Genomic DNA, 22,722 nt, shown 5'->3' on the forward strand with positions numbered 1-22,722 from the left:
CTACTATGACCTCTGCTGAGACCCCGCTCCGGCTCGACGCCGTCACCCTTTCAGGCGCAAGGCGGGGCGTCCCCAGGTAAGAACGCACTCCCGCCGGATTTACGCCGCCTCCCCTTGATCACGAGAACTTCGCGGCTTCTTGCCCGCTGGTCCTGGTTGGCACCGCCTTCTATCCGGTTCGTGTTCCTCGGCTCGCAGCTTCGCTCTACGCTTCCTCCCCACGCTCGGTCACCCTCACGCAGTTGCGCTTCGCTTCGTTCGCTGTGATCAACTTACGGTGGGACTTGCACCCACTAGAGTGCGCCCATGCTGGGCGCACAAGAAAAGGGCGCACCGTAGTGCGCCCTGGCATCGTCGCCGCGCTGATTTACAGCACGTAGCGCGACAGGTCCTCATTGCCGGCCAAGTCACCAAGACGCTCGTCAACATACGCCGCATCGATCGTCACAGTCTCGCCCGACGACCTGGTGGCGTGGAAAGACAGGTCCTCCAGCAGCCGCTCCATCACCGTGTACAGGCGCCGCGCGCCGATGTTCTCGACCTTCTCGTTGACCGAGAAGGCGATCTCGGCCAGCCGGCGGATGCCGTCCGGCGCGAACACCAGGCTGACCTCTTCCGTGCTCAGCAGCGCCTGGTACTGCTTGGTCAGGCTCGCGTCGGTCTGCGTCAGGATGGCCTCGAAGTCCTGCACGGACAGCGAATCCAGCTCCACGCGGATCGGGAAGCGGCCCTGCAGCTCGGGAATCAGGTCGCTCGGCTTGGACAGGTGGAACGCCCCCGAGGCAATGAACAGGATGTGGTCCGTCTTGATCATGCCGTACTTGGTGCTCACCGTGGTGCCTTCCACCAGCGGCAGCAGGTCGCGCTGCACGCCCTGGCGCGACACCTCGCCGCCGCCGATCTCGCTGCGGCTGGCGATCTTGTCGATCTCGTCCAGGAACACGATGCCGTTCTGCTCGACGTTGGCGATGGCCTTGTGCTTGAGCTCCTCGTCATTGACCAGCTTGGCGGCCTCTTCGTCGATCAGCAGCTTGAAGGCTTCCTTGACCTTCATCTTGCGGCGCGCCTTCTTGCCCTGGCCGAGGCCGGCAAACATGGTGCGGATCTGCTCGGTCATGTCTTCCATGCCCGGCGGACCCATGATGTCCATGCTCGGCATGCCGGCAGAAAGTTCCAGCTCGATTTCCTTGTCGTCGAGCGAGCCTTCGCGCAGCTTCTTGCGGAACACCTGGCGTGTGTTGGAATCCTTCTCTTCCGGCTGCGAGAAGCCGATGTCGCGCGGCGGCGGCAGCAGCACGTCGAGCAGGCGGTCCTCGGCCGCGTCCTCGGCCTTGGTGCGCACCTTCTTCATCTCGGACTCGCGCGTCTGCTTGATCGCCATCTCGGCCAGGTCGCGCACGATGGTGTCGACATCGCGGCCGACGTAGCCCACCTCGGTGAACTTGGTGGCTTCGATCTTGATGAAGGGCGCGTCGGCCAGCTTGGCCAGGCGGCGCGCGATCTCGGTCTTGCCCACGCCGGTCGGGCCGATCATCAGGATGTTCTTGGGCGTGATTTCCTGGCGCAGGGGCTCGGCCACCTGCTGGCGGCGCCAGCGGTTGCGCAGCGCCACCGCCACGGCCTTCTTGGCCTTGTTCTGGCCGATGATGTGCTTGTCGAGTTCGGAAACGATTTCCGACGGGGTCATGGTGTGCGACATGGTATCCGTTCAGTAGGGCGCGGCAGGCTGGCAGGCCGGAGGGCCGGCTGGGGCCGGCCTTCGCTTATTCCAGCGTCTCGATGACGAAGTTGGTGTTGGTGTAGATGCAGAGCTCGCCGGCGATGGTCAGCGCCTTCTCGACCACGTCCTTGGGCGCCATTTCGGTGTTCTCGACCAGCGCCTTGGCGGCCGACTGCGCATACGCGCCGCCCGAGCCGATCGCGGCGATGCCACCCTCGGGGTCCAGCACGTCGCCGTTGCCGGTGATGACCAGCGTGGTGTCGCGGTCGGCGGTGATCAGCATGGCTTCCAGCCGGCGCAGGGCGCGGTCCGAACGCCAGTCCTTGGCCAGGTCGACCGCGGCGCGGGTCAGGTTGCCCTGGTACTTTTCCAGCTTGGCCTCGAAGCGGTCCAGCAGCGAGAAGGCGTCGGCGGTGCTGCCGGCAAACCCGACCAGGACCTTGCCGTTGTAGATGCGGCGCACCTTGCGCGCGGTGCCCTTCATCACGATATTGCCGAGCGTGACCTGACCATCACCGCCAAGTGCGACCTGATTGCCGCGGCGGACGCTGACGATGGTAGTGCCGTGATACTGTTCCATGGTGGCTTCCGTGAATATGTCAGGACCGTAGTTGGCGACGGCCCCGGCCGGTTTCAAGGCCTATCGCGTGCTCCGGGAAGCGCCGCCCGGTCTGACCCAATATAGGATGCCTGCCGGCAGGCTGCCGGACGTCCCGCCAGAAAACAAAAAGGGCCATGCGCTGCCGCATGGCCCTTGTCCGGCAACGCGCGGGCATGGCCCGCGCGCCTTATGCATCACGCCACTTGATCAGTCGGCATATACGCCGGCCTTCTTGATCACCGGGGTCCACTTGTTGATCTCGGCGGTCAGGAGGGTGCGCAGCGAATCCGGCGTGGCGCGCTGTGCCGGCGCGGCTTCGGCGCCCAGCTCGGCCATCTTGGAGCGGAAGGTCGGGTCGGCCACGGCCTTCTGCAGCGCCGCCGACAGCTTGTCGATCACCGGCTTGGGCGTGCCCTTGGGCGCGTACATGGCGTGCCAGACCTTCACTTCCACGCCCGGCAGGCCTTGCTCGGCCGCCGTCGGGATATCCTTGAACGCTTCCACGCGGCGTGCCTGCATGGCCGCGTACGGCTTGACCGAATTGGCCTTGAGATGGCCGGCGAGATTGGTGGTCTGGTCGCACAGCAGGTTGACCTGGCCGCCCAGGATATCGGTCAGTGCCGGCGCGGCCCCCTTGTACGGCACGGTGGTCAGCTCGGTCTGGATCGAGCTCTGGAACAGCAGGCCGCACAGGTGCGAGGCCGAGCCGATGCCGGCATTGGCCAGCGTCAGCTTGCCGGCGTTGGCCTTGATGTACGGCAGCAGGTCCTTGAAGGTGTTCGGCGGCAGCTGCTTGTTGCCGACCAGGATCATCGGCACGTCGGCGATTTCGCCGACCATCTCGAAGTCCTTGAGCGGATCGAAGCCCAGGTTGCGGTACAGCGCCGGAGCCGTGGCCATGCCGATATGGTGGATCAGCAGGGTGTGGCCGTCGTTCTTGGCCTGGGCCACCTTCTTGGCGCCGATGGTGCCGCCGGCGCCGCCGAGGTTCTCGATGATCATGGTCGCGCCCAGATGCTTGGACATGATCGCGGTCAGCTCGCGCGAGAGCTTGTCGGTCGGACCACCCGCGGCAAACGGCACCACCGCCGACACCGGCTTGCTGCCGGGATATTCCTGGGCGTACGCGCCCGACACCACACCCATTGCGCTGACTGCCAGCGCGGCCGCGACCATCTTTATTACTCGTTTCATGCTCTCTTCTCCTGATTCCCTTTGATACCCGTCTTGCAATGCGTTGCCGCCGGCCCGGCCCCTGCTTGTGCGGGGCGCATCTGGCGCGGTCTCTGTGGCCGCGCTCTTGGACCATGCCGGCTGGCTCGGCTGCCCCGCCGTAAACGGCAAGGGCGGGCCTTGATGTTAGCAACTCCAGACAATATGCAGGTATAGGGGCTAACCCGCCTGCAATCAGCCGCATATGGCGGGAAACGGGGAAGATCTGGCAGAGATCGGCGGCAAAGGCGTGCGTTTGTGACACCCGCTGCGGCCTAGCGGAAGAAACCGAGCATTTCCTCAAGCAGCGGTTCGGCGGCCTCTTCCGGGATGTAGTGCCCGCACGGCAGCGCCTGGCCGCTGATGTCGGTGGCCACCTCCTGCCACAGCGCCAGCGGCTCGAAGCAGCGCGCCACCACGCCGTGCTCGCCCCACAGCACGCGCAGCGGCAGCGCCAGCCGGCGCCCGGCCTCGCGGTCGGCACGGTCGTGCTCCAGGTCGATGGTGGCGGCGGCGCGGTAGTCCTCGCACATGGCATGCACGCGCGCCGGGTCGCGCATCGCCGCGGTATAGGCAGCCATGGCGTCGGGGGCGAAGGGCGTCAGGCCCGCGTGGCGCAGGCCCATCAGCTTCTCGATGTAGAAATCGGGCTCGGCGTTGATCAGCGTCTCGGGGAACGGCGCCGGCTGGATCAGGAAGAACCAGTGCCAGTAGGCGGCGGCAAAGGCCATGCTGGTGCGCTCGTACATCGCCAGCGTGGGCGCGATGTCCAGCAGCATGGCGCGGCTGACCGCCTCCGGATGGTCCATGCACAGCCGGTGCGCGACGCGGGCACCGCGGTCGTGGCCGCACAGCGCAAAGCGCTCGAAACCAAATGCCGCCATCAGCGACACCTGGTCCTGCGCCATGGTGCGCTTGCTGTAGTGCTCGTGGCCAGCATTGCCGGGCGGGGCCGAACTGCTGCCGTAGCCGCGCAGGTCGGTGGCGATCACCGTGAAGTGATCGGCCAGCGCCGGCGCCACCCGGTGCCAGATCAGGTGGCTCTGCGGGTGCCCGTGCAACAGCAGCAGCGGCGGCCCCGAACCGCCGCGCACGCCGGCGATCTCGACCTCCCCGACACGCTGCCGGAAAAGTTCGAAGTTCGGGAACAGCAGCGCGCTGGCGTCATTCAGCATGGGTCGTCTCCGCTCTGGGGTTAAGAACCTATTTCATAATGAAGAAGGGGACGCGTTCAAGCCAGGCGCGGCGCAGGCTAGGCGCGGGCCGCCGGCCTTGGTCATTCCAAGGTCAAGGCCCGCAACAACGCATGCGCCGCGCCTGGCTTGAACCCGAAGGGAAGGCTGCTGCCGGGCCCCTTCTTCATTATGAAATGGGTTCTAAGGGTCGTCCTGTGCCGATCATAGGCGCAAACCGCCCCATCGGCGTGGCTGCGCCGGCTTCGCCATTCGGCCCGCTGACGCAACTGAATTGCATCAACCGGGGGCCTATGGTTAAATCTGCCCATGACCCGTCCCAGTCCGGACCGGCCGGCTGCTGTGCCGGAGCCGGCGATCCCCACCCCTGCGTCCCTGGAAGCCGCCCACGAGCGCCTGCGCCAGCTGGGCGCGCGCGTGACCCAGCCGCGGCTGTGCATCCTGGCCTGCCTGATCGGCAGCGATGAGGCGCTGACGCACCAGGCCGTGATCGACCGCCTGCCCGAACCGGGCGAGACCATCGACCGCGTCACCGTCTACCGCGTGCTGGACTGGCTGGTGGAACAGGGCGTGGCGCAGAAGCGTGCCGGCAACGACCGGGTGTTCCGCTTCAGCCTGGTCGAGCATGAGGCCGCGCGCGCGCAGGAGCACCGCCAGCACAGCCATTTCCACTGCACCCGCTGCGACCGCACCTTCTGCCTGGACGATGCCAGCGCACCGGTGCAGCCGGCCGCGCCGCGCGTGCCCAGCGGCTTTGCCATCGAACATGTCGAACTGACCGTGAACGGCGTCTGCGCCGAGTGCGGCAAGCGTGCGCCCGCCTTGCCTGGCGGCGCTTCGCACTGAACGGCAATCTCTAATACCCGGAGAACAACAATGTCCAAACTGACCCCGGTCACGATCCTGACCGGCTTTCTCGGCAGCGGCAAGACCACCCTGCTCAAGCGCATCCTGAACGAGCCGCACGGCATGAAGATTGCCGTCATCGAGAACGAGTTCGGCGAAGAGAACATCGACCACGAGATCCTGGTGCAGGACGGCCGCGAGCAGATCGTGCAGATGAGCAACGGCTGCATCTGCTGCACCATCCGCGGCGATCTGGTGCAGGCGCTGTCGACATTGCTGACGCGCCGCGACGCCGGCGAGATCAGCTTCGACCGCGTGGTGATCGAGACCACGGGCGTGGCCAACCCGGGCCCGGTGGCGCAGACTTTCTTCATGGACGAGGAAATTGCCTCGCGCTACCTGCTCGACGCGGTGATCACGCTGGTCGACGCCAAGCACGCCCACCTGCAGCTGGACAAGCAGGAAGAGGCGCAGCGCCAGGTTGGCTTTGCCGACGCCATCTTCATCACCAAGTCCGACCTGGTGACCGAAGCCGACGTGGCCGAGCTGCGCCACCGCCTGCTGCACATGAACCCGCGCGCGCCGATCCGCCTGGTCAACTTCGGCGAGGCGCCGATCGACACCATCTTCGACCTGCGCGGCTTCAACCTGAACGCCAAGCTGGAGATCGACCCGGAATTCCTGCGCGCCGACGACCATGAGCACGATCATGACCATGAGCACGGCGAGCATTGCGGCGACGACTGCGGCCATGATCACGGGCACGACCATGCGCACGGCCATGGCCACGCGCACGACCACCACCATCACCACCACCATACCGACCGCATTGCGTCGTTCGTCTTCCGCAGCGACAAGCCCTTCCACTACGGCAAGCTGGAGGAATTCCTGTCCGGCATCCTGGCCGTGTACGGGGAAAAACTGCTGCGCTACAAGGGCGTACTATATATGGACGGTGTGGACCGCAAAGTGGTGTTCCAGGGGGTCCACCAGCTGATGGGCAGCGACATCGGCGCCAAGTGGGATGAAGAGACCCCGGGCACGCGCATGGTGTTCATCGGCGTGGACCTGCCCCGCGACGCCATCCTCAAGGGCCTGGAGAACTGCCTGGCCTGAGTGCACTAGTCGCCCCATCGGCGACGCCCCCTCCAGACACCGCTCCGCGGCCGCCCCCCGTTCGGGGTACCGGGGAAATACCGAAGCGCCAGCCGGTTTTCCCCGTATCTCGGAAAAATTTGTTCAAGTACAATAGGCCGGATTTGATACCGGTGGCGCACCTTTTTCCCGCTGCCGGCATTTGGTCCATCGGATCTGGTGGACTTGCAGGGCGGCGGTTGTCGTCAGCATGAGGCAGGCCGCCGGCAGGTGCGGTCGCAGTGCTTCGTGCGGAGACCGCCTTTTTTCCGCCTGGGGTGCCCCGACGCGCGCCGTCACTGACTGACGCGAGAGAGAGGTGTCCCCATGACAGCCGCAACGAAGACGAAAGAAAGCCGCAGCAAGACAGGTAGTGCCGCGGCAGAGACGCTCAAGGCGCAGCCTGTGAAGGCCGCGCCCGCTCCCCGCGGCAGTACGGCGAACGCCGAAGCGGGCGCAACGAAGGGAGGCCCGCGAAGCAGCAAGACTGCAGCCAGCCAGAGTGAAACAGCCGTGGCGCGCAAGCGCGCGGACAGCGCACCCGAGCGGACCCAGACGCCGCCGGCCGCATCAACAAGAGAATCAGCAGCAACCATGAGCAGCAACAAACTTCTGACTGAAGCTGAAATCCTGAAGATGAGCGACAAGGATTACATGAACGAAGCGCAGCTCGCCTTCTTCAAGCACCGTCTTGAGCAGCTGCGCGACGACATCCTGAAGAACGCTGACCAGACCACGGAACACCTGCGCGAAACGGTCATCGTGCCGGATCCGGCCGACCGTGCCACCATCGAGGAAGAGCATGCGCTGGAACTGCGCACGCGCGACCGCGAGCGCAAGCTGCTGAAGAAGGTGGAGCAGTCGCTGCAGCGCATCGAGTCCGGCGACTACGGCTGGTGCGAGGAAACCGGCGAGCCGATCGGCGTGCCGCGCCTGCTGGCCCGTCCCACGGCCACGCTGTCGCTGGAAGCGCAGCAACGGCGCGAACTGCGCCAGAAGCTGTTCGGCGACTGATGCGCAGCGCGCCGGCACGGCCGGTGCGGCAGGCGTAACGTGACGGCCCGGTTACCCGGGCCGTTTGCTTTGGCGGGACCGCGTCCGCTTTGTCGTGCCGTCGCCACGGCCTACCATTGAGAATCGTCCGGCTGTTGCGGCCCCGGCCTTTCTGGTAAATTCGCAACCTTGTTGCAACAACGCAGCCAGCGCCTGGGCTGCGTAGTCCGTCGTCACTTCCACCTCTCCTGCCATGGCTGATCGCCTGCCCGTCACCGTGCTGTCCGGCTTCCCCGGCGCCGGCAAGACCACGCTGCTGAACCACCTGCTTGCGCACAGCGCGGGCCGGCGCATGGCCGTGCTGGTCTGCGGGCCGCAGGACGGGCAGGCGCTGGCGCCGCTGCCGCCCGGCTGCGAGGCCGCGGTGCTGCCCGCGGGCGACGCACTGCTCGGCGCAGCCGCCCGGCTTGCCGCCGAGGGCCGCTTTGACGCGCTGCTGCTGGAAGCCGACGGCCTGGACGAGCCGCTCGCGATTGCCGAAGGCTTCCTGTTCGAGGCCGAGCATGGCGCCGGGCCCGACGCGGCGGTGCAACCCGACACGCTGGTGACGGTGATCGATGCCGCCACCTTCCTGCGCGACCTCAACGAGGCCGAGTTCCTGGCCGACCGCGGGCTGGCGCAGGCCACGGACGATGACCGGACCGTGGCCGAAGTGCTGGTGGCGCAGGTCGAATGCTGCGACGTGATCGTGCTGAACAAGGCCGACCTCGCCAGCGCCGCGGAACTGGCGCGGCTGCACGCCGTGCTGCAGGCGCTGAACCCGCGTGCCGACATCGTCGAAGCCAGCTTCGGCAAGGTCCCGCCCGAGCGCGTGCAAGGCGCCGGCCGCTTCGACTTTGAAGCCGCCGCGGACGCCCCGGGCTGGCTCGCCGCGCTGCGCGGCGAGGTGCCGGCTGCCAACGCCAGCGGCGTCTCCACGCTGGTCTACCGCCGCCGCCGCCCGTTCCATCCGCAACGCTTCGCCGACCTGATCCATACCGAATGGCTGCGCGAGCACGGCAGCGTGCTGCGCTCCAGGGGACTGTTCTGGCTGGCCAGCCGCATGGACACCGCGGGCGACTGGAACCAGTCCGGCGGCGTCTGCCGCCATGGCGGCGCCGGCGCCTGGTGGGCCGCGCTGGATCCGGCCGAATGGCCGGCCGACACCGCCGAACGCGCCGAAGTCGAAGCCGACATGCAGGTCGACGGCACCCCGGCAGCCTTCGGCGACCGCCGCCAGGAACTGGTGCTGACCGGCCTGGACCTGGACCATGCGGCGCTGCAGGCCCGGCTCGACGCCTGCCTGCTGACCGATGCCGAGATGGCCGCGGGCGCAGAAGCCTGGGCGGCCTACGCAGATCCCTTCCCCGGCTGGGTCGACGACTTCGACGACGACCACGATCATGCCCATGGCCACGACCATGGCGATAGCCATGGCAACGATTGCGGCTGCGGCGATCCCGACCACCACCACGGCAACCACGCCGGCCATCCGCATGCGCACTGACTGGTTCGCCCGCCTGCGCACGCACGGCCCGGGCCTCTGGTCCGCGCTGTGGCTGGCGCTATGCCTGCTGCTGGCGCAGCACGCCGGGCTGACCCACCGCATCGTGCACGGCGGCCTGCTCGCGCCGTCGGCCTCCGTGACAACGGCCGACGCCGACTCGGCCAACGACCCCGAGCCGCACCCGCTGGCGCAGAAATTCAGCGGCCACTCGTGCGTGCTGTTCGATGGCGCCACGGTTGCCGACACCCTGTGCGGCAAGCTGCCGCTGCCGCAGCTTGCCTTTGGCAAACCGGTCAAGCCGGCCAACCTGGCCTGGCGCTGGCCCGACCTGCCCGCGACCCACCCCTTCCAATCACGCGCGCCGCCGGCGCCGGCCATCGCCCTCGCCTGATCCGGGACGCGGCCCTCGCCGCGTACCCTGCCTGACCAATTCCGAGCTGAACGCCTGCCCATTCCGGCTGCGCGGCCACGCCCATCGCGGGTGGCCGGCGCCGTGCCGGGCAGCTGCCGTGCCAGCCGGGCCGATTGCCATTGCCTCGCTCCGCGCGCCATGTCGAAGAATCGTTACACCGCACCAACCAGCGCACCGCGCCTGACCCCGCTGGCGGCCCTTGCCGCTTCCCTTACCGCCACCATGGCCACCGCCTTCGTGGCGCCCGCCGCGCTGGCACAGGCCGCCACGGCACCTGCCGCCGATAGCGCACCCGCCACGGCCACGGCCACCGCGCCAGCCGGTGCCACGCTGCGCGAAGTCGTCGTCACCGCCAACCCGCTCGGCAGCGACCTCAACGACATGGTGGCACCGGTATCGACGCTCAGCGGCGACGCCCTGGCCGTGCGCCAGGGCAGCACGCTGGGCGACACGCTCGACAAGCTGCCCGGGGTCTCGTCCACCTATTTCGGCCCCAATGCCAGCCGGCCGGTGATCCGCGGCCTGGACGGCGACCGCATCAAGGTGCTGCAGAACGGCGGCACCACGGTCGACGCCTCTACGCTGTCCTACGACCACGCAGTGCCGGTGGATCCGCTCGTGGCCGAGCGCATCGAGGTCGTGCGCGGCCCGGCGGCGCTGATGTACGGCGGCAACGCCATCGGCGGCGTGGTCAACGTGATCGACAACCGGATTCCGAAGGAGCCGATCGAAGGCATCGGCGGTGCGGTCGATGCCAGCGCCACCGCGGGCGGCGACCAGGCGCGCAACGCCAGCGCGCTGATCGAGGCCGGCAACGGCAAGTTCGCCGTCCACGCCGACGCCTTCGCGCGCAAGACCAGCGACCTGCGCATCCCCGGCTACGCCCGCAGCGAGCGCCTGCGCACCGCCGATCCGCTGCCCGAAGGCGAGACCGAAGCCTATGGCCGCCTGCCCAACACCAGTGCGCAGCAGGAAGGCGGCGCGATGGGCGGCTCCTACACCTGGGCCGATGGCTTCGTCGGCGCCAACTACAGCGCCTACCGCAATGAGTACGGCACGCCCGCCGAGGACGACGTGCGGCTGAAGATGCGGCAGGACCGCTTTGCGCTGGAAGGCGAGGCGCGCAACCTGGCCGGCAACACCGCCGGCTGGCTCGAATCGGTCAAGGGCAAGTTCAGCTACACCGACTACGAGCACAAGGAAATCGAGGGCGGCGAGACCGGCACGATCTTCAAGAACCGCGGCTGGGATGCGCGCTTCGAGGCCAGGCACGCGAAGATCGGCAACATGACGGGCGTGATTGGCACGCAGTTCGGCCATACCGACTTCTCGGCGCTGGGCGAAGAGGCATTCGTGCCGAGCACCAATACGGATAACGCGGCGCTGTTCGTGTTCGAGGAACTGCCGCTGACCGCTTCCGGCGACCTCAAGCTGAACCTGGGCGGGCGCCTGGACCACAGCAGCATCAAGGCCAGCGCCAACGGCAACGACCGCTTTACCGATGCCAACCGCAGCTTCAACGCCACCAGCGCCTCGGCCGGCCTGCTCTACAAGGTCAACCCGCTGTGGTCGCTGACCAGCAACCTGTCGTACACCGAGCGCGCGCCGACCTTCTACGAGCTGTATGCCAACGGCCCCCACGTGGCCACCGGCGCCTGGGAGCTGGGCGACCCCAATGCCAACAAGGAACGGGCCACGTCTATCGACCTGGGCGTGCGCTTCAAGTCCGGGGCGCACAGCGCCGGCGTGTCGGGCTACTACAGCCGCTTTGCCAACTACCTGGCGCTGAACGCCACCGGCCGCACGCGTGACGAGGCGGGCGACGTGGTCGCCGCCGGCAGCCCGGGTGCGCTGCCGGAGTTCCAGTACCTGGGTGTGCCGGCCACGCTGTACGGCTTCGAGGCGGAAGGCAAGACGCGGCTGTTGCAGAAGATGCTGACCACCAGCGACACGCTGGACTTCGAGGCGCGCGCCGACTACGTGCGCGGCGAGAACCGCGATACCGGCGAACCGCTGCCGCGCCTGGCACCGCTGCGCCTGGGTGGCGCGCTGGTGTATGGCGCGGGCCCGTGGGGGGCGCGCGTGGATGTGACCTACGCCGCCAAGCAGACCCGCGTGCCAACCAACGACACGCCGACCGATGCCTATACGCTGCTGAGCCTGGCGCTGACCTACAAGTTCAAGGTGTCGGGCACGCAGACGCTGGTGTACCTGCGCGGCGACAACCTGACCAACCAGGATGCGCGCAACTCGGCGTCGATCCTGCGGGACATCGCGCCGCTGGCCGGGCGCAGTGTGAAGGTGGGGTTCAGGACGTCGTTCTGAGGATGCAGGCAGGCGTGGTGAATCAATCCCGATTCACCACCCACTCCCCCTCCACTGCCAGCGCCTTCACCCCCGCCAGCGCGCGCACCGTCTGCGCGCAGATCTCGGCCATCTCCAGCCCCGGCATGAACCGCTGGCGGATGCGCACCATCAGCGGCGCGGCTTCCATCCATGCCGCCAGCGCGTCCTGGGCCATGTGCTGCTGCTCCAGCAGCTTGAACTTCACCAGCACCTTGACCGCATGGCTGGCATTGCGCGCCGGGTCGGCGCTCAGGTAGGCCAGGCGCCCTTGGGCGCGTTCGACCGCCGCCGTCACGTCGGTGAACATCCGGCCGTGGCCCGGGATCACCAGCCGCGCGTCCAGTTGCGCGATGCGTTCAAGCACTGCCGCCTGCTCGGCAAAGCCGCTCTCGCCATCCAGCTCGGGGAAGATCACGCCGAAGCCGTTCTCCCACAGCGCATCGCCGGAAACCAGGATGCGCTCGGCCGGCGCGAACAGCATCACCGCGTGCGGGTCATGGCCGGGGGCGGCCACGACTTGCCAGTCGATGCCGCCCAGGCGCAGCGTGTCGCCGTCGTTCAGCACACTGTCGAAGGTGAAGCGGTCGCACTGCTGGCCGGTGGCGTTGTAGCTGAGCGCTTCCGTATCCCACGCGGCAACGGCTGCGGCCTCGGCCGCAGGGATCGCGGTACGCGGCTGCCAGCGCGCCTGCAGCGCGGCATTGCCGCCGCAGTGGTCGGAGTGGAGATGGGTATTGATCACGCGTGCGAGCGGCTGGCCCTGCAAGGCAGCCGCCACCAGCGCCACCGTCTGCGGCGCGTGGGTGACGTAGCCGGTATCGACCAGCACCGTATCGTCGCCCTCCATGAACAGGATATTGTTGGCCGACAGCCAGCCGCGCTCGAACACGCGCATGGTGGCCGGCAACTGCGGGACCGGGCGTTCGCTCAAGGGGATGTCTCCTCGCCTGCCAGCCATGCGGCGCGCCGCGGCAGTTGCGCCCAGATGCGGCGCTTGTCTTCGTCGCCGGCAGACGACCAGCCGGCAATCTCTTCGATGGTGCGCAGGCAGCCCGCGCAGTAGCCGGTGGCCGGATCCATGCGGCAGACGTTGCGGCATGGCGACGGCACCGGCGAGGCCCGCAGCGCGGCGTCGGCCTGCGCGGCCAGCAAGGCAGGCGTGGGGGGCGTGGAGGCCATGGCGTTGCGCTCGCTCGCCACTCAGCCCGCCGCGCGCGCGGCCTTGGCCGCCACTTTCTGGTTGAAGCGGCCGGCGTCGATCAGGTGGCGCTCATGCACGCCCTCGGAGATCTTGTCCTCGCCGTCCCAGGCGCTCAGCTGGAAGCGCAGGCGGCGCCCGTCCACTGCCACCAGTTCGCCCTTGACCGTCACCGTCATGCCCGGCGGCGTCGGCGCCAGGTGCGAGAAGCTGACCAGCGTGCCGAGCGACTGCTCGCGCGGCCAGTCCAGGTGCTCGCGCAGCATCTGCAGGCAGGCGCATTCCATGATGCCGACCATATAGCCGGTGGCCAGCACGTCGGGCATCTCGGGGCAGCCCGGGATATCGTCGTACAGGCGCGGCACGGTGGCCTTGGGCGGCACCGTGTATTGCCAGCTGAAGGTCAGGCCGGGGCGCAGGTCGGGACTCATGCCACGGAGCCTGCCGCGACGTCGGCCACTTCAGCGCCCGTCATCTGCTGCAGCTGGTGCGGCGTCAGGTTGAATACCGCATGGGGATGCCCCGCCGCGGCCCACAAGCTGTCATAGCGGAACAGGTCCTGGTCCAGCAGCATCACCGGCGCCACCGCATGGCCGATCGGGCAGACGCCGCCGATGGCATAGCCGGTCTTCTCGCGCACGAAGCGCGCGTCGGCCTTGCCCAGCGCGCCCACGCGCGCGGCCACCTTGGCCTCGTCGACGCGGTTGCTGCCGCTGGCGATCACCAGCACCGGCGCATCGTCGGCCACGCGCCGGAAGATGATGGACTTGGCGATCTCCGCCACGCGGCAGCCCAGGCCCGCCGCGGCCTCGGCCGAGGTCTTGCCGGTGGCCGGCAGCATCACCACGGGCCGGTCATGGCCGAGTTCGGCCAGCAGGTCGGCCACGCGCTGCGCGGACTCGGGCAGCGCTTCGTCATTCACCGTCATGCGTTCTTCTCCTTGTTCTGTGGCCCGCGCCTAGTTCTCACTTACGCGCAGGCGGGCGCCGCATCGCTGGCGGCGGCCCATTTGGTCAGCAGGGCCCGGCCCACGCGCGAGCTGTTGGCGCGGCCGATTGCCTGCGAGATATAGTCGCCGGTGCGCACCACCGCTTCCAGGTCGATGCCGGTGTGGATGCCCATGCCGTGCAGCATGTACAGCACGTCCTCGGTCGCCACGTTGCCGGTCGCGCCCTTGGCGTACGGGCAGCCGCCCAGCCCCGCCACCGACGCATGGAAGATCGAGATGCCCACTTCCAGGCTGGCCAGGATATTGGACAGCGCCTGCCCGTAGGTATCGTGGAAATGGCCCGACAGGCGGTCCAGCGCAAACTCCGCCGCCGCGGCGCGCATCACTTCCTGCACGCGCACGGGGGTGCCCACGCCGATGGTGTCAGCAATGTCGATCTCGTCGCAGCCAAGTTCGCGCATGCGCCGCACCACGTCGACCACCGCATGCACCGGCACCTCGCCCTGGTACGGGCAGCCCAGCGCGCACGAGATGCTGCCGCGCAGGCGCACGCCCTTCTCCTTCGCTGCGGCGGCCACCGGCGCAAAGCGCGCGATCGACTCGGCGATCGAGCAGTTGATGTTCTTCTGCGAGAACGCCTCGCTGGCGGCGCCGAAGATCACCACCTCGTCGGCACCGGCTTCGATCGCGCCTTCAAATCCCTTCATGTTCGGCGTCAGCGCCGAATACAGCGTGCCGGGCCGGCGCTGGATGCGCGCCATCACGTCGGCACCGTCGGCCATCTGCGGCACCCACTTGGGCGACACGAACGACGCGGCCTCGATATTGACGAAGCCGGCATCGGTCAGCTGGTTGATCAGCGCGACCTTGACCTCGGTCGGCACCATCGCCTTCTCGTTCTGCAAGCCGTCGCGCGGGCCGACTTCAACGATCTTCACATAGTTCGGCATGGTCATGGCTGTCTCCTGTCTTTGGTTCGTCTTGGTCGGGGCCGCTCAGTAGCCCCGCTGCACGTCGACCACGCCCGCGATCGGCTGGCCCGCGCGCAGCGCGCGGATCTTGCCGGCGATCTGCGCGATGCTGTCTTCGCGCAGCGTCAGCGCCGAGATATGCGGCGTGAGAGTGATGCGCGGCTCCTGCCAGAACGGGTGTTCCGCCGGCAACGGCTCGGTGCGGTACACATCCAGCGTGGCACCTGCAACCTGCCCCGACTGCACCGCGGCAAGCAGGTCTTCCTCAACCAGGTGCTGCCCGCGCGCGACGTTGATCACATATGCGCCCTGCGCCAGCCGCGCGAACAGGCCGGCGTTGAGGATGTTCTCGGTCTGCGGCGTCAGCGGCAGCACATTGACCAGCACGCGCAGGCCATCCAGGAACGGCGCCTGCCCGGCATCGCCATAGAAGCCGCTCACGCCTTCGATGGCGCGCGCGGTACGGCTCCAGCCACGCACCGGGAAGCCGAAGCCCGCCAGCGTGCGGGCGATATGCGTGCCGAGCGTGCCCACCCCCATCACGCCGATAGTGAAGTCCGCGCGGCGATGCGGCTTCAGGAACTTCCAGTTGCCGGCGCGCTGCTGGGCCTCGTAGGCGTCCATCTTGCGGAAATAGCGCAGCACGGCGTGGGTGACGTACTCGGCCATCTGCGCAGCCATGCCGGCATCGTCGAGCCGCACGATCGGCACGCCGGCGGGCAAGGCGTCAGGGGCTTCATCGCGCAGGCGCAGGATGCCGTCGACGCCGGCGCCCAGGTTGAACACCGCCTTCAGGTCGGTACGGCCACGCAGCATCTCCACCGGCGGACGCCAGACCACGGCGTAGTCGGCCGGTTCGCCACGGCTGTCCTCCCACGTCACACATTGCGCTTCGGGCAGTGCCTCGGCGAAGCCTGCGATCCAGGGGTCGTAGCGGCCGTCGGGGACGTACAACTGCAACTTCATTTTGTCTCCAGGGGGATTCTGGTGGGGTTAAAGGCGTATTTTGGCAGAGGAATGGGCGTGGGGTTGGTTGGGGCAACGGTGACCGTGCCCCTGCCACCCCTATCGCGCATCAAGTCCCTGACGTCCCCTCGAACGCCAGAAGCTGCGCCCCCTCCACAACCTGCTCCCCCACCCCGTAAAGCACCTCACTCACCACCCCATCCACCGGTGCGCTGATGGTGTGCTCCATCTTCATGGCCTCCATCACCAGCAACGGCGTGCCGCGCGTGACGGTGCTGCCAGCCTCGACCATCACGGCAATGACCTTCCCGGGCATCGGCGCGGTGAGCTTGCCGCCTTCGCTTTCGGCCTCGCCGGCATGGGCCAATGGATCGAGCCAGGCCAGGCTCACATGCCGCCCGGCATAGAAGACGTGGAAGGTCTCGCCATCCGCATGCACCTGCCCGTGCGCGCGCCGGGTGCCAAGGTTGATGCGGATATCGTCGGCCTGGCAGGTGCAGGCAAAGGGCGCCGCCTGGTCCGCATAGATCAGCGTGCTGCCGCGCTCATTGGTGCTCAGCGTCACCTCCAGCACCTGCTCGCCATAGCCGAAGCGCAGCGTGCGCGACACGCCGCCGTTCAGCCGCCACGCGCCGCCATGGGTCCACGGCGAATGCTGGTCGGCGGCGTCGATGCGGCGCTCGCGGGCCTCGCGGTCGAACAGCGCCGCCACCGCCAGCGCGATCACTTCCAGGCCGACCGGCGCCGGCGGCGGGAACAAGACCTTCTCGTTGCGCTCGATCAGACCGGTGTCGAGATCGGCGGTGCGGAACGCCTGGGACGACACCAACCGCTGCAGGAAAGCCACGTTGGTCGACAGCCCCACCACGTGGTAGGCCGCCAGCGCCTGGCGCATGCGCGCCAGCGCCTCGTCGCGGTCCTTGCCCCAGACGATCAGCTTGGCGATCATCGGGTCGTAGAACGGGCTGATGGTGTCGCCCTCGCGCACGCCGGCATCGATGCGGATACCCGCCGGGCCGTGTGCGTCCTCACCGCGCATGAACTGCACCGCCGGCGGCGTGCGCAGGAAGCGCAGCGTGCCGGTGGAAGGCAGGAACTGCTTGTCGGGGTTCTCGGCGTAGATACGCGCTTCCAGCGCATGGCCGTCGATGCGCAGCTGGTCCTGCGTGAGCGGCAGCGCTTCACCAGCGGCGACGCGCAGCTGCCATTCGACCAGGTCCTGCCCGGTGATCATTTCGGTGACGGGGTGCTCGACCTGCAGGCGCGTGTTCATCTCCATGAAGTAGAAGGAACCGTCCTGGTTGGCGATGAACTCGACCGTGCCGGCGCCGACATAGCCGACCGCCTTGGCCGCGGCGACGGCCGCTTCACCCATGGCGCGGCGGCGCTCCTCGGTCATGCCCGGCGCGGGGGCTTCTTCCAGCACCTTCTGGTGGCGGCGCTGCACCGAGCAGTCGCGCTCGAACAGGTAGACGCAGTTGCCGTGGGTATCGGCAAACACCTGGATCTCGATATGGCGAGGGCGCGTCAGGTACTTCTCCACCAGCACCTTGTCATCGCCAAAGCTGGCGCTGGCCTCGCGCTTGACCGAGGCCAGCGCGGCCTCGAAGCCGTCGCCCGACTCAACCACGCGCATGCCCTTGCCGCCGCCGCCCGCGCTGGCCTTGAGCAGCACCGGGTAGCCGATGCGGTCGGCCTCGCGGCGCAGCAGCGCCGGATCCTGGTCCTCGCCGTGGTAGCCGGGCACCAGCGGCACCGAAGCCCTTTCCATCAGCTGCTTGGCCGCGCTCTTGCTGCCCATCGCGTTGATGGCCGACGCCGGCGGGCCGATAAAGACCAGCCCCGCCGCGGCGCAGGCCTCGGCAAAGGCTTCGTTCTCGGACAGGAAGCCGTAGCCCGGGTGGATGGCCTGGGCGCCGGTCTCCTTCGCCATCTCGATGATGTGGTCGGCGCGCAGGTAGCTGTCGCGCGCGGCCGCGCCGCCGATATGCACGGCCTCGTCGCAGAAGGCGACGTGGCGCGCGTCGGCGTCGGCATCCGAGTACACCGCAACGGTTCGGATGCCGAGCCGGCGGCAGGTGGCGGCCACGCGGCAGGCGATTTCACCGCGGTTGGCGATCAGGATCTTGTTGAACATGGCTCCTCCTAGTTTTTCGACAGGACGGCGAGCCAGCTGATTACCGGTGGGCTTCCTTACCTCGTCATCCTGCGTAGCCCTCTGCGCGGATGTCGAGGCGGGCCAGCAGGGCGCGATCGCGGTCGGCCTGCGGGTTGCCGGTGGTCAGCAGCTTTTCGCCGTAGAAAATGGAATTGGCGCCGGCCATGAAGCACAGCGCCTGCAACGCTTCGTCCATGGCCTCGCGGCCGGCGGACAGGCGCACCATGGCGCGCGGCATGGTGATGCGTGCCACGGCAATGGTGCGGACGAACTCGAACGGGTCCAGCGCCTCGGTGCCCGCCAGCGGCGTGCCCTCGACCTGGACCAGGTTGTTGATGGGCACCGACTCCGGATACGGGTCCATATTGGCCAGCTGCGCGATCAGGCCGGCGCGCGCTTCGCGCGCCTCGCCCATGCCCACGATGCCGCCGCAGCAGACATTGATGCCGGCGTCGCGCACATGGCCGATGGTGTCCAGCCGGTCCTGGTAGGTGCGCGTGGTGATGATCTTGCCGTAGAACTCCGGCGAGGTATCCAGGTTATGGTTGTAGTAGTCCAGCCCCGCGTCCTTGAGCTGCTGCGCCTGCTCGGCCTTGAGCATGCCCAGCGTGACGCAGGTCTCCAGGCCCATCGCCTTCACCTCGCGCACCATGTCCATCACCGGCTCCAGGTGGCGGTCCTTGGGGCTGCGCCAGGCGGCGCCCATGCAGAAGCGGGTGGCGCCATTGGCCTTGGCCGCGCGCGCGGCGTCCAGCACTTCGTCCAGCGCCATCAGCTTCTCGGCCTTCACGCCGGCATCGTGGTGCGCGCTCTGCGGGCAGTAGCCGCAATCCTCTTCGCAGCCGCCGGTCTTGATCGACAGCAGCGTGGACAGCTGCACGGTATTGGCGTCGAAGTGCTCGCGGTGCACTTGCTGGGCGCGGAACAACAGGTCGTTGAACGGCAGCGCGAACAGCGCGGCAACGTCATCGACGCGCCACGCGGCGTCATCGGGCAGTGCGTGCGAGCGCGCGCTCTGGCGCAGGGAATCGACGGAAACGGTAGTAACGGTGGTAGCGGTGTGAGCTTGAGTCATGATCGATGCGAATTCTGGTTCAGGCAGCAAGGCCGGCGGCCTCGGCTTGGTATTGGGTGGCGGCGGCGAACAGCGGCGCAAGGTCGAGCCGGCCAGCGGCAGCGGCGGGCGCCAGTTGCCAGGGCAATTCACCGAGGCAAGGCGCGTCCAGCGACGCGTGCAGCGTGGCGATGTTCTCGTCGGCCAGCAGCATGTCCGGGTCGACCCGGTTGGCGATCCAGCCCGCCAGCGGCAGGCCGCGCGCGCGGATGGCTTCGGCGGTCAGCACGGCGTGGTTCAGGCAGCCGAGCCGGATGCCGACCACCATCACCACCGGTACCGCCAGCATCACCGCCAGGTCGGCGGTGTTCCAGCGCACCGCGCCTGCGTCGAGCGGCACGTTGAAACCGCCCACGCCCTCCACCACCACCGCATCCGCCTGGCGGCGCAGCGCGTCGAAGGCGGTGCGGATCGGCGCGCGCGTGATGCGCACGCCCTCGTGCGCGGCGGCCAGGTGCGGCGAGCACGGGGTGCGCAGCAGGAACGGGCAGGTCTGGCCCAGCGGCACCGCCACCGAGCTGGCGGCGCGCAGTTGCGCCACGTCGTCGTTGTGCCAATGGCCGTCGCGCCACTCACTGCCGCTGGCCACGGGCTTCATGCCCGCGGTGCGGTAGCCGGCGGCATGGAGCGCATGCAGCAGCGTGGCGCTGGCGTGGGTCTTGCCGATGCCGGTATCGGTGCCGGTGACAAAGCAGGCAAAAGGCGCGCGCGTACTCATGCGGCCTCCCGCTGCGCCACGGCGGCGCTCAGGGCATCCAGCAGGCGCCGCACATCGTCTTCGGTGTGCGCAGCTGACAGCGTGATGCGCAGCCGCGCGGTGCCCTCGGGCACGGTCGGCGGCCGGATCGCGCCGACCCGGATGCCATCCGCCTCCAGCGTGGCCGACAGCGCCAGCGCGGCGCCGTTGTCGCCGACGATCAGCGGCTGGATCGCGGTCTCGCTGTCGCCCAGCGTCCAGCCCGCGATGGCAGCCAGCTGGGCCAGCCCCTCGCGCAGCATGCCGATGCAGCGCGTCAGTTGCGCCCGGCGTTGCCTGCCCTCTTCTCCTTCGAGGATCGCCAGGCTGGCCAGCAGCGCATGCGCGACCGCCGGCGGCGCGGCCGTGGTGTAGATATAGGGCCGCGCGGTGTTGACCAGGTGTTCGATGATGGTCTCGTGCGCGGCGACAAAGGCACCCGCCACGCCGGCGGCCTTGCCGAGCGTGCCGACATAGATCAGCCGCTCGGACGACAGTCCCAGCGCTTCCAGCACGCCGTGGCCCTGCTCGCCCAGCACGCCGAAGCCGTGGGCGTCATCGACGATGATCCAGGCGTCATGGCGCTCGGCCAGTTCCAGCAGCTTGCGCAGCGGCGCGACATTGCCGTCCATGCTGAACACGCTGTCGGTCACGATCAGCTTGCGCTCGCTGGTGCTGGCCGCCAGCAGCGCTTCCAGCGCGGCGGTGTCGCAATGCGGGTAGCGCTGCACGTCGGCGCGCGCGAGCCGCGCCCCATCGATCAGCGAGGCATGATTGAGCGACTCACAGAACAGCGTGGCGCCCGCCGTGCCCAGCGCGGTCAGCACCGCCATGTTGGCCATGTAGCCGGTGCAGAAATACAGCGTGCGCGCGTGCGGGATATGCGGGGCGAGCCAGCGCGCCAGTTCCGCTTCCAGCTGCGTGTGCGCCAGCGAATGCCCGCTGACCAGGTGCGAAGCACCGCTGCCCGCGCCATAGCGCTGCGCGCCTTCCACCAGCGCGGCGATCACGTCCGGGTGGTTGGCCAGCCCCATGTAGTCGTTGCTGCAGAAGGTCAGCAGCGATTCCGGCTCGGACCCGTCCTCGCCCACGGCCTGGTGCGGCGCGCAGGCAGTGTGGGCAACGCGGCGGCGGCGCGTCAGGGCCAGCGCGTGGCGCTGTTCGGCGGCCTGCTTCAGTTGTTCAAGCAGCATGGCGCACCTCCCCGCTCGTGGTCACATCGGTGGTCACGTCGTCGAGCGTGGCCAGCATCTGCTCGCCCAGCCAGCGTGCCTGCGCGGCATCGAAGACGTAGGGCGGCATCACGTACAGCGTATTGCCGATCGGTCGCACCAGCAGCTCGCGCTCGCGCGCGGCGTGATGGAAGCGCGCGGCAAAGTCGGCGCCGGCGACGTCATCGCGCACATCGGCGGCCCAGATCAGCCCGCGCTGGCGCTCGTGCCGCAGGCGCGCGTCGGCGGCCAGCGCGGCCATGCCGTCGGCGAGCCAGTGCGCGCGCTCGCGGTTGCGCGCGAGCACGTCGTCCTGCGCGAACAGGTCCAGCGTGGCCAGCGCGGCGCGGCAGGCCAGCGGGTTGCCGGTGTAGGAGTGCGAATGCAGGAAGCTGCGGGCCAGCTCGTCGGCGACGAAGGCGCGCTGGATCTCCGGGCGCGACAGCACCAGCGACAGCGGCAGGTAGCCGCCGCTGATGCCCTTGGACAGGCACAGGAAGTCGGGCCACAGGTGCGCGGGCAGCGGCGCCTCCCCGGCGCGCGACTGTTCCCACGCGAAGAAGGTGCCGGTGCGCCCGCAGCCCACCGCGATCTCGTCGGCGATCAGGTGGATCCGGTAGCGGTCGCACAGTGCGCGCGCGCCATCCAGGTACGACGGGTCGTACATCGCCATGCCGGCGGCGCCCTGCACCAGCGGCTCGACGATCAGCGCGGCGATCTGGCCGGCGCGCTCGCGCAGCAGGGTTTCCAGCTCCGCCAGGGCGCGGGCAGCCACGTCCGCAGCGCTCTCGCCGGGTGCGGCCTGGCGTGCATCGGGCGACATCACCACGTGTGCGCGGCGGATCAGCGGATCGTAGGCATCGCGGAAGACTTCCACGTCGGTCACCGCGAGCGCGCCCACGGTCTCGCCGTGGTAGCCGTGGCGCAGGCAGACGAACTCGCGCTTGGCCGGCAGGCCGGTATTGCGCCAGTAGTGGAAGCTCATCTTCAGCGCGATCTCGACCGCCGAGGCGCCGTCGGAAGCGTAGAAGACATTGCCGAGCGCGCCGCCGGTCAGCGCCGACAGGCGCTCGGCCAGCTCCACCGCCGGGGCGTGGGTGCAGCCGGCGAGCATCACGTGCTCAAGCGTTTCCAGCTGGCTGGCCAGCGCGGCGTTGATGCGCGGGTTGGCGTGGCCGAACAGGTTGACCCACCAGGAGCTGGTGGCGTCGAAATAGCGGCGGCCGTCGGCATCATGCAGCCACGGGCCAACGCCCCGCACGATCGCCAGCGGCACGGCGTCGTCGTCGGGGCGCAGCCGCGTGCACGGATGCCAGACGGCGTTGCGGCTGCGCTGGCCGAGTGCCTGCGCGTCGCTGCCTGGGGAAAGGGACAGGTGATCCAAGGTAGCCCTCCTTTGTTGACCGTCCGCGCGCG

At 68.6% G+C, this 22,722-nt stretch carries 21 protein-coding genes; 6 read left to right on the forward strand and 15 right to left on the reverse strand.

The genetic code is table 11. From position 1 onward, the window contains the following. Window positions 1-367 precede the first annotated feature (367 nt). The 4 genes from hslU to ACW4E8_RS27670 form a co-directional block, all read right to left on the reverse strand. Window positions 368-1,699: an ATP-dependent protease ATPase subunit HslU gene (gene hslU / locus ACW4E8_RS27655; RefSeq protein ID WP_456807424.1), complete on the reverse strand. Its 1,332-nt coding sequence runs from the start codon at window positions 1,697-1,699 to the stop codon at window positions 368-370. A gap of 64 nt (window positions 1,700-1,763) precedes the next feature. Next, entirely contained in the window at window positions 1,764-2,300 is a 537-nt protein-coding gene (hslV, locus tag ACW4E8_RS27660; RefSeq protein ID WP_010813287.1) for an ATP-dependent protease subunit HslV, read from the reverse strand. A gap of 228 nt (window positions 2,301-2,528) precedes the next feature. Beyond that, a complete protein-coding gene (locus ACW4E8_RS27665) occupies window positions 2,529-3,515 on the reverse strand; it encodes a tripartite tricarboxylate transporter substrate-binding protein (protein ID WP_456807425.1) in 987 nt (328 codons plus the stop codon). Window positions 3,516-3,808: 293 nt separating this feature from the next. Beyond that, window positions 3,809-4,708 (reverse strand): alpha/beta fold hydrolase, encoded by a 900-nt coding sequence (locus tag ACW4E8_RS27670; RefSeq protein WP_456807426.1) that lies wholly within the window; start codon window positions 4,706-4,708, stop codon window positions 3,809-3,811. Between the two features lie 327 nt (window positions 4,709-5,035). Between ACW4E8_RS27670 and ACW4E8_RS27675 the strand changes: the two genes are divergently transcribed. The 6 genes from ACW4E8_RS27675 (at window position 5,036) to ACW4E8_RS27700 (ending at window position 11,982) form a co-directional block, all read left to right on the forward strand. After that, window positions 5,036-5,572 (forward strand): Fur family transcriptional regulator, encoded by a 537-nt coding sequence (locus ACW4E8_RS27675; protein WP_456807427.1) that lies wholly within the window; start codon window positions 5,036-5,038, stop codon window positions 5,570-5,572. 30 nt (window positions 5,573-5,602) lie between these two features. Then, window positions 5,603-6,688: a CobW family GTP-binding protein gene (locus ACW4E8_RS27680; RefSeq protein WP_456807428.1), complete on the forward strand. Its 1,086-nt coding sequence runs from the start codon at window positions 5,603-5,605 to the stop codon at window positions 6,686-6,688. A gap of 612 nt (window positions 6,689-7,300) precedes the next feature. Beyond that, window positions 7,301-7,720 (forward strand): RNA polymerase-binding protein DksA, encoded by a 420-nt coding sequence (gene dksA, locus ACW4E8_RS27685; protein WP_078194821.1) that lies wholly within the window; start codon window positions 7,301-7,303, stop codon window positions 7,718-7,720. 232 nt (window positions 7,721-7,952) lie between these two features. Then, on the forward strand, window positions 7,953-9,245 hold the full coding sequence (locus tag ACW4E8_RS27690; protein ID WP_456807429.1) for a GTP-binding protein: 1,293 nt from the start codon (window positions 7,953-7,955) through the stop codon (window positions 9,243-9,245). Beyond that, window positions 9,172-9,636 carry a hypothetical protein gene (locus ACW4E8_RS27695; protein ID WP_456807430.1) on the forward strand — a complete coding sequence of 155 codons (465 nt, stop codon included), beginning with the start codon at window positions 9,172-9,174 and terminating at the stop codon, window positions 9,634-9,636. Before ACW4E8_RS27690 ends, ACW4E8_RS27695 begins: the two co-directional genes overlap by 74 nt. Before the next feature lie 159 nt (window positions 9,637-9,795). Then, window positions 9,796-11,982, forward strand: a complete 2,187-nt coding sequence (locus ACW4E8_RS27700; RefSeq protein WP_456807431.1) for a TonB-dependent receptor — start codon at window positions 9,796-9,798, stop codon at window positions 11,980-11,982. Between the two features lie 22 nt (window positions 11,983-12,004). On the opposite strand, the gene ACW4E8_RS27705 is transcribed toward ACW4E8_RS27700, so the two are convergent. From ACW4E8_RS27705 to bioA, 11 genes are all read right to left on the reverse strand, one after another. Further along, the gene (locus tag ACW4E8_RS27705; RefSeq protein WP_456807432.1) at window positions 12,005-12,961 is read right to left on the reverse strand and encodes an MBL fold metallo-hydrolase; all 957 of its coding nucleotides are present in this window, start codon (window positions 12,959-12,961) and stop codon (window positions 12,005-12,007) included. After that, the gene (locus tag ACW4E8_RS27710) at window positions 12,931-13,182 is read right to left on the reverse strand and encodes a DUF1289 domain-containing protein (protein WP_456807433.1); all 252 of its coding nucleotides are present in this window, start codon (window positions 13,180-13,182) and stop codon (window positions 12,931-12,933) included. Before ACW4E8_RS27710 ends, ACW4E8_RS27705 begins: the two co-directional genes overlap by 31 nt. Before the next feature lie 21 nt (window positions 13,183-13,203). Then, window positions 13,204-13,632, reverse strand: coding sequence for a thioesterase family protein (locus ACW4E8_RS27715; protein ID WP_456807434.1), 429 nt, complete (start codon window positions 13,630-13,632; stop codon window positions 13,204-13,206). After that, window positions 13,629-14,129, reverse strand: a complete 501-nt coding sequence (locus tag ACW4E8_RS27720; RefSeq protein ID WP_456807435.1) for a YbaK/EbsC family protein — start codon at window positions 14,127-14,129, stop codon at window positions 13,629-13,631. The genes ACW4E8_RS27715 and ACW4E8_RS27720 overlap by 4 nt, the downstream gene beginning before the upstream one ends. Before the next feature lie 41 nt (window positions 14,130-14,170). Next, a complete protein-coding gene (locus ACW4E8_RS27725) occupies window positions 14,171-15,106 on the reverse strand; it encodes a hydroxymethylglutaryl-CoA lyase (RefSeq protein WP_316152381.1) in 936 nt (311 codons plus the stop codon). Window positions 15,107-15,145: 39 nt separating this feature from the next. Continuing rightward, entirely contained in the window at window positions 15,146-16,087 is a 942-nt protein-coding gene (locus ACW4E8_RS27730; RefSeq protein ID WP_456807436.1) for a 2-hydroxyacid dehydrogenase, read from the reverse strand. Window positions 16,088-16,196: 109 nt separating this feature from the next. Continuing rightward, on the reverse strand, window positions 16,197-18,224 hold the full coding sequence (locus ACW4E8_RS27735; protein WP_456807437.1) for an acetyl-CoA carboxylase biotin carboxylase subunit: 2,028 nt from the start codon (window positions 18,222-18,224) through the stop codon (window positions 16,197-16,199). Window positions 18,225-18,288: 64 nt separating this feature from the next. Further along, on the reverse strand, window positions 18,289-19,320 hold the full coding sequence (gene bioB, locus ACW4E8_RS27740; protein ID WP_013955268.1) for a biotin synthase BioB: 1,032 nt from the start codon (window positions 19,318-19,320) through the stop codon (window positions 18,289-18,291). 19 nt (window positions 19,321-19,339) lie between these two features. Beyond that, the gene (gene bioD, locus ACW4E8_RS27745; RefSeq protein WP_436220613.1) at window positions 19,340-20,077 is read right to left on the reverse strand and encodes a dethiobiotin synthase; all 738 of its coding nucleotides are present in this window, start codon (window positions 20,075-20,077) and stop codon (window positions 19,340-19,342) included. Further along, window positions 20,074-21,288, reverse strand: coding sequence for an 8-amino-7-oxononanoate synthase (bioF, locus tag ACW4E8_RS27750; RefSeq protein WP_456807438.1), 1,215 nt, complete (start codon window positions 21,286-21,288; stop codon window positions 20,074-20,076). Before bioF ends, bioD begins: the two co-directional genes overlap by 4 nt. Continuing rightward, entirely contained in the window at window positions 21,278-22,690 is a 1,413-nt protein-coding gene (gene bioA / locus ACW4E8_RS27755; RefSeq protein ID WP_456807439.1) for an adenosylmethionine--8-amino-7-oxononanoate transaminase, read from the reverse strand. Before bioA ends, bioF begins: the two co-directional genes overlap by 11 nt. Window positions 22,691-22,722 lie beyond the last annotated feature (32 nt).

This window comes from Cupriavidus sp. CP313 (genome assembly GCF_054072015.1).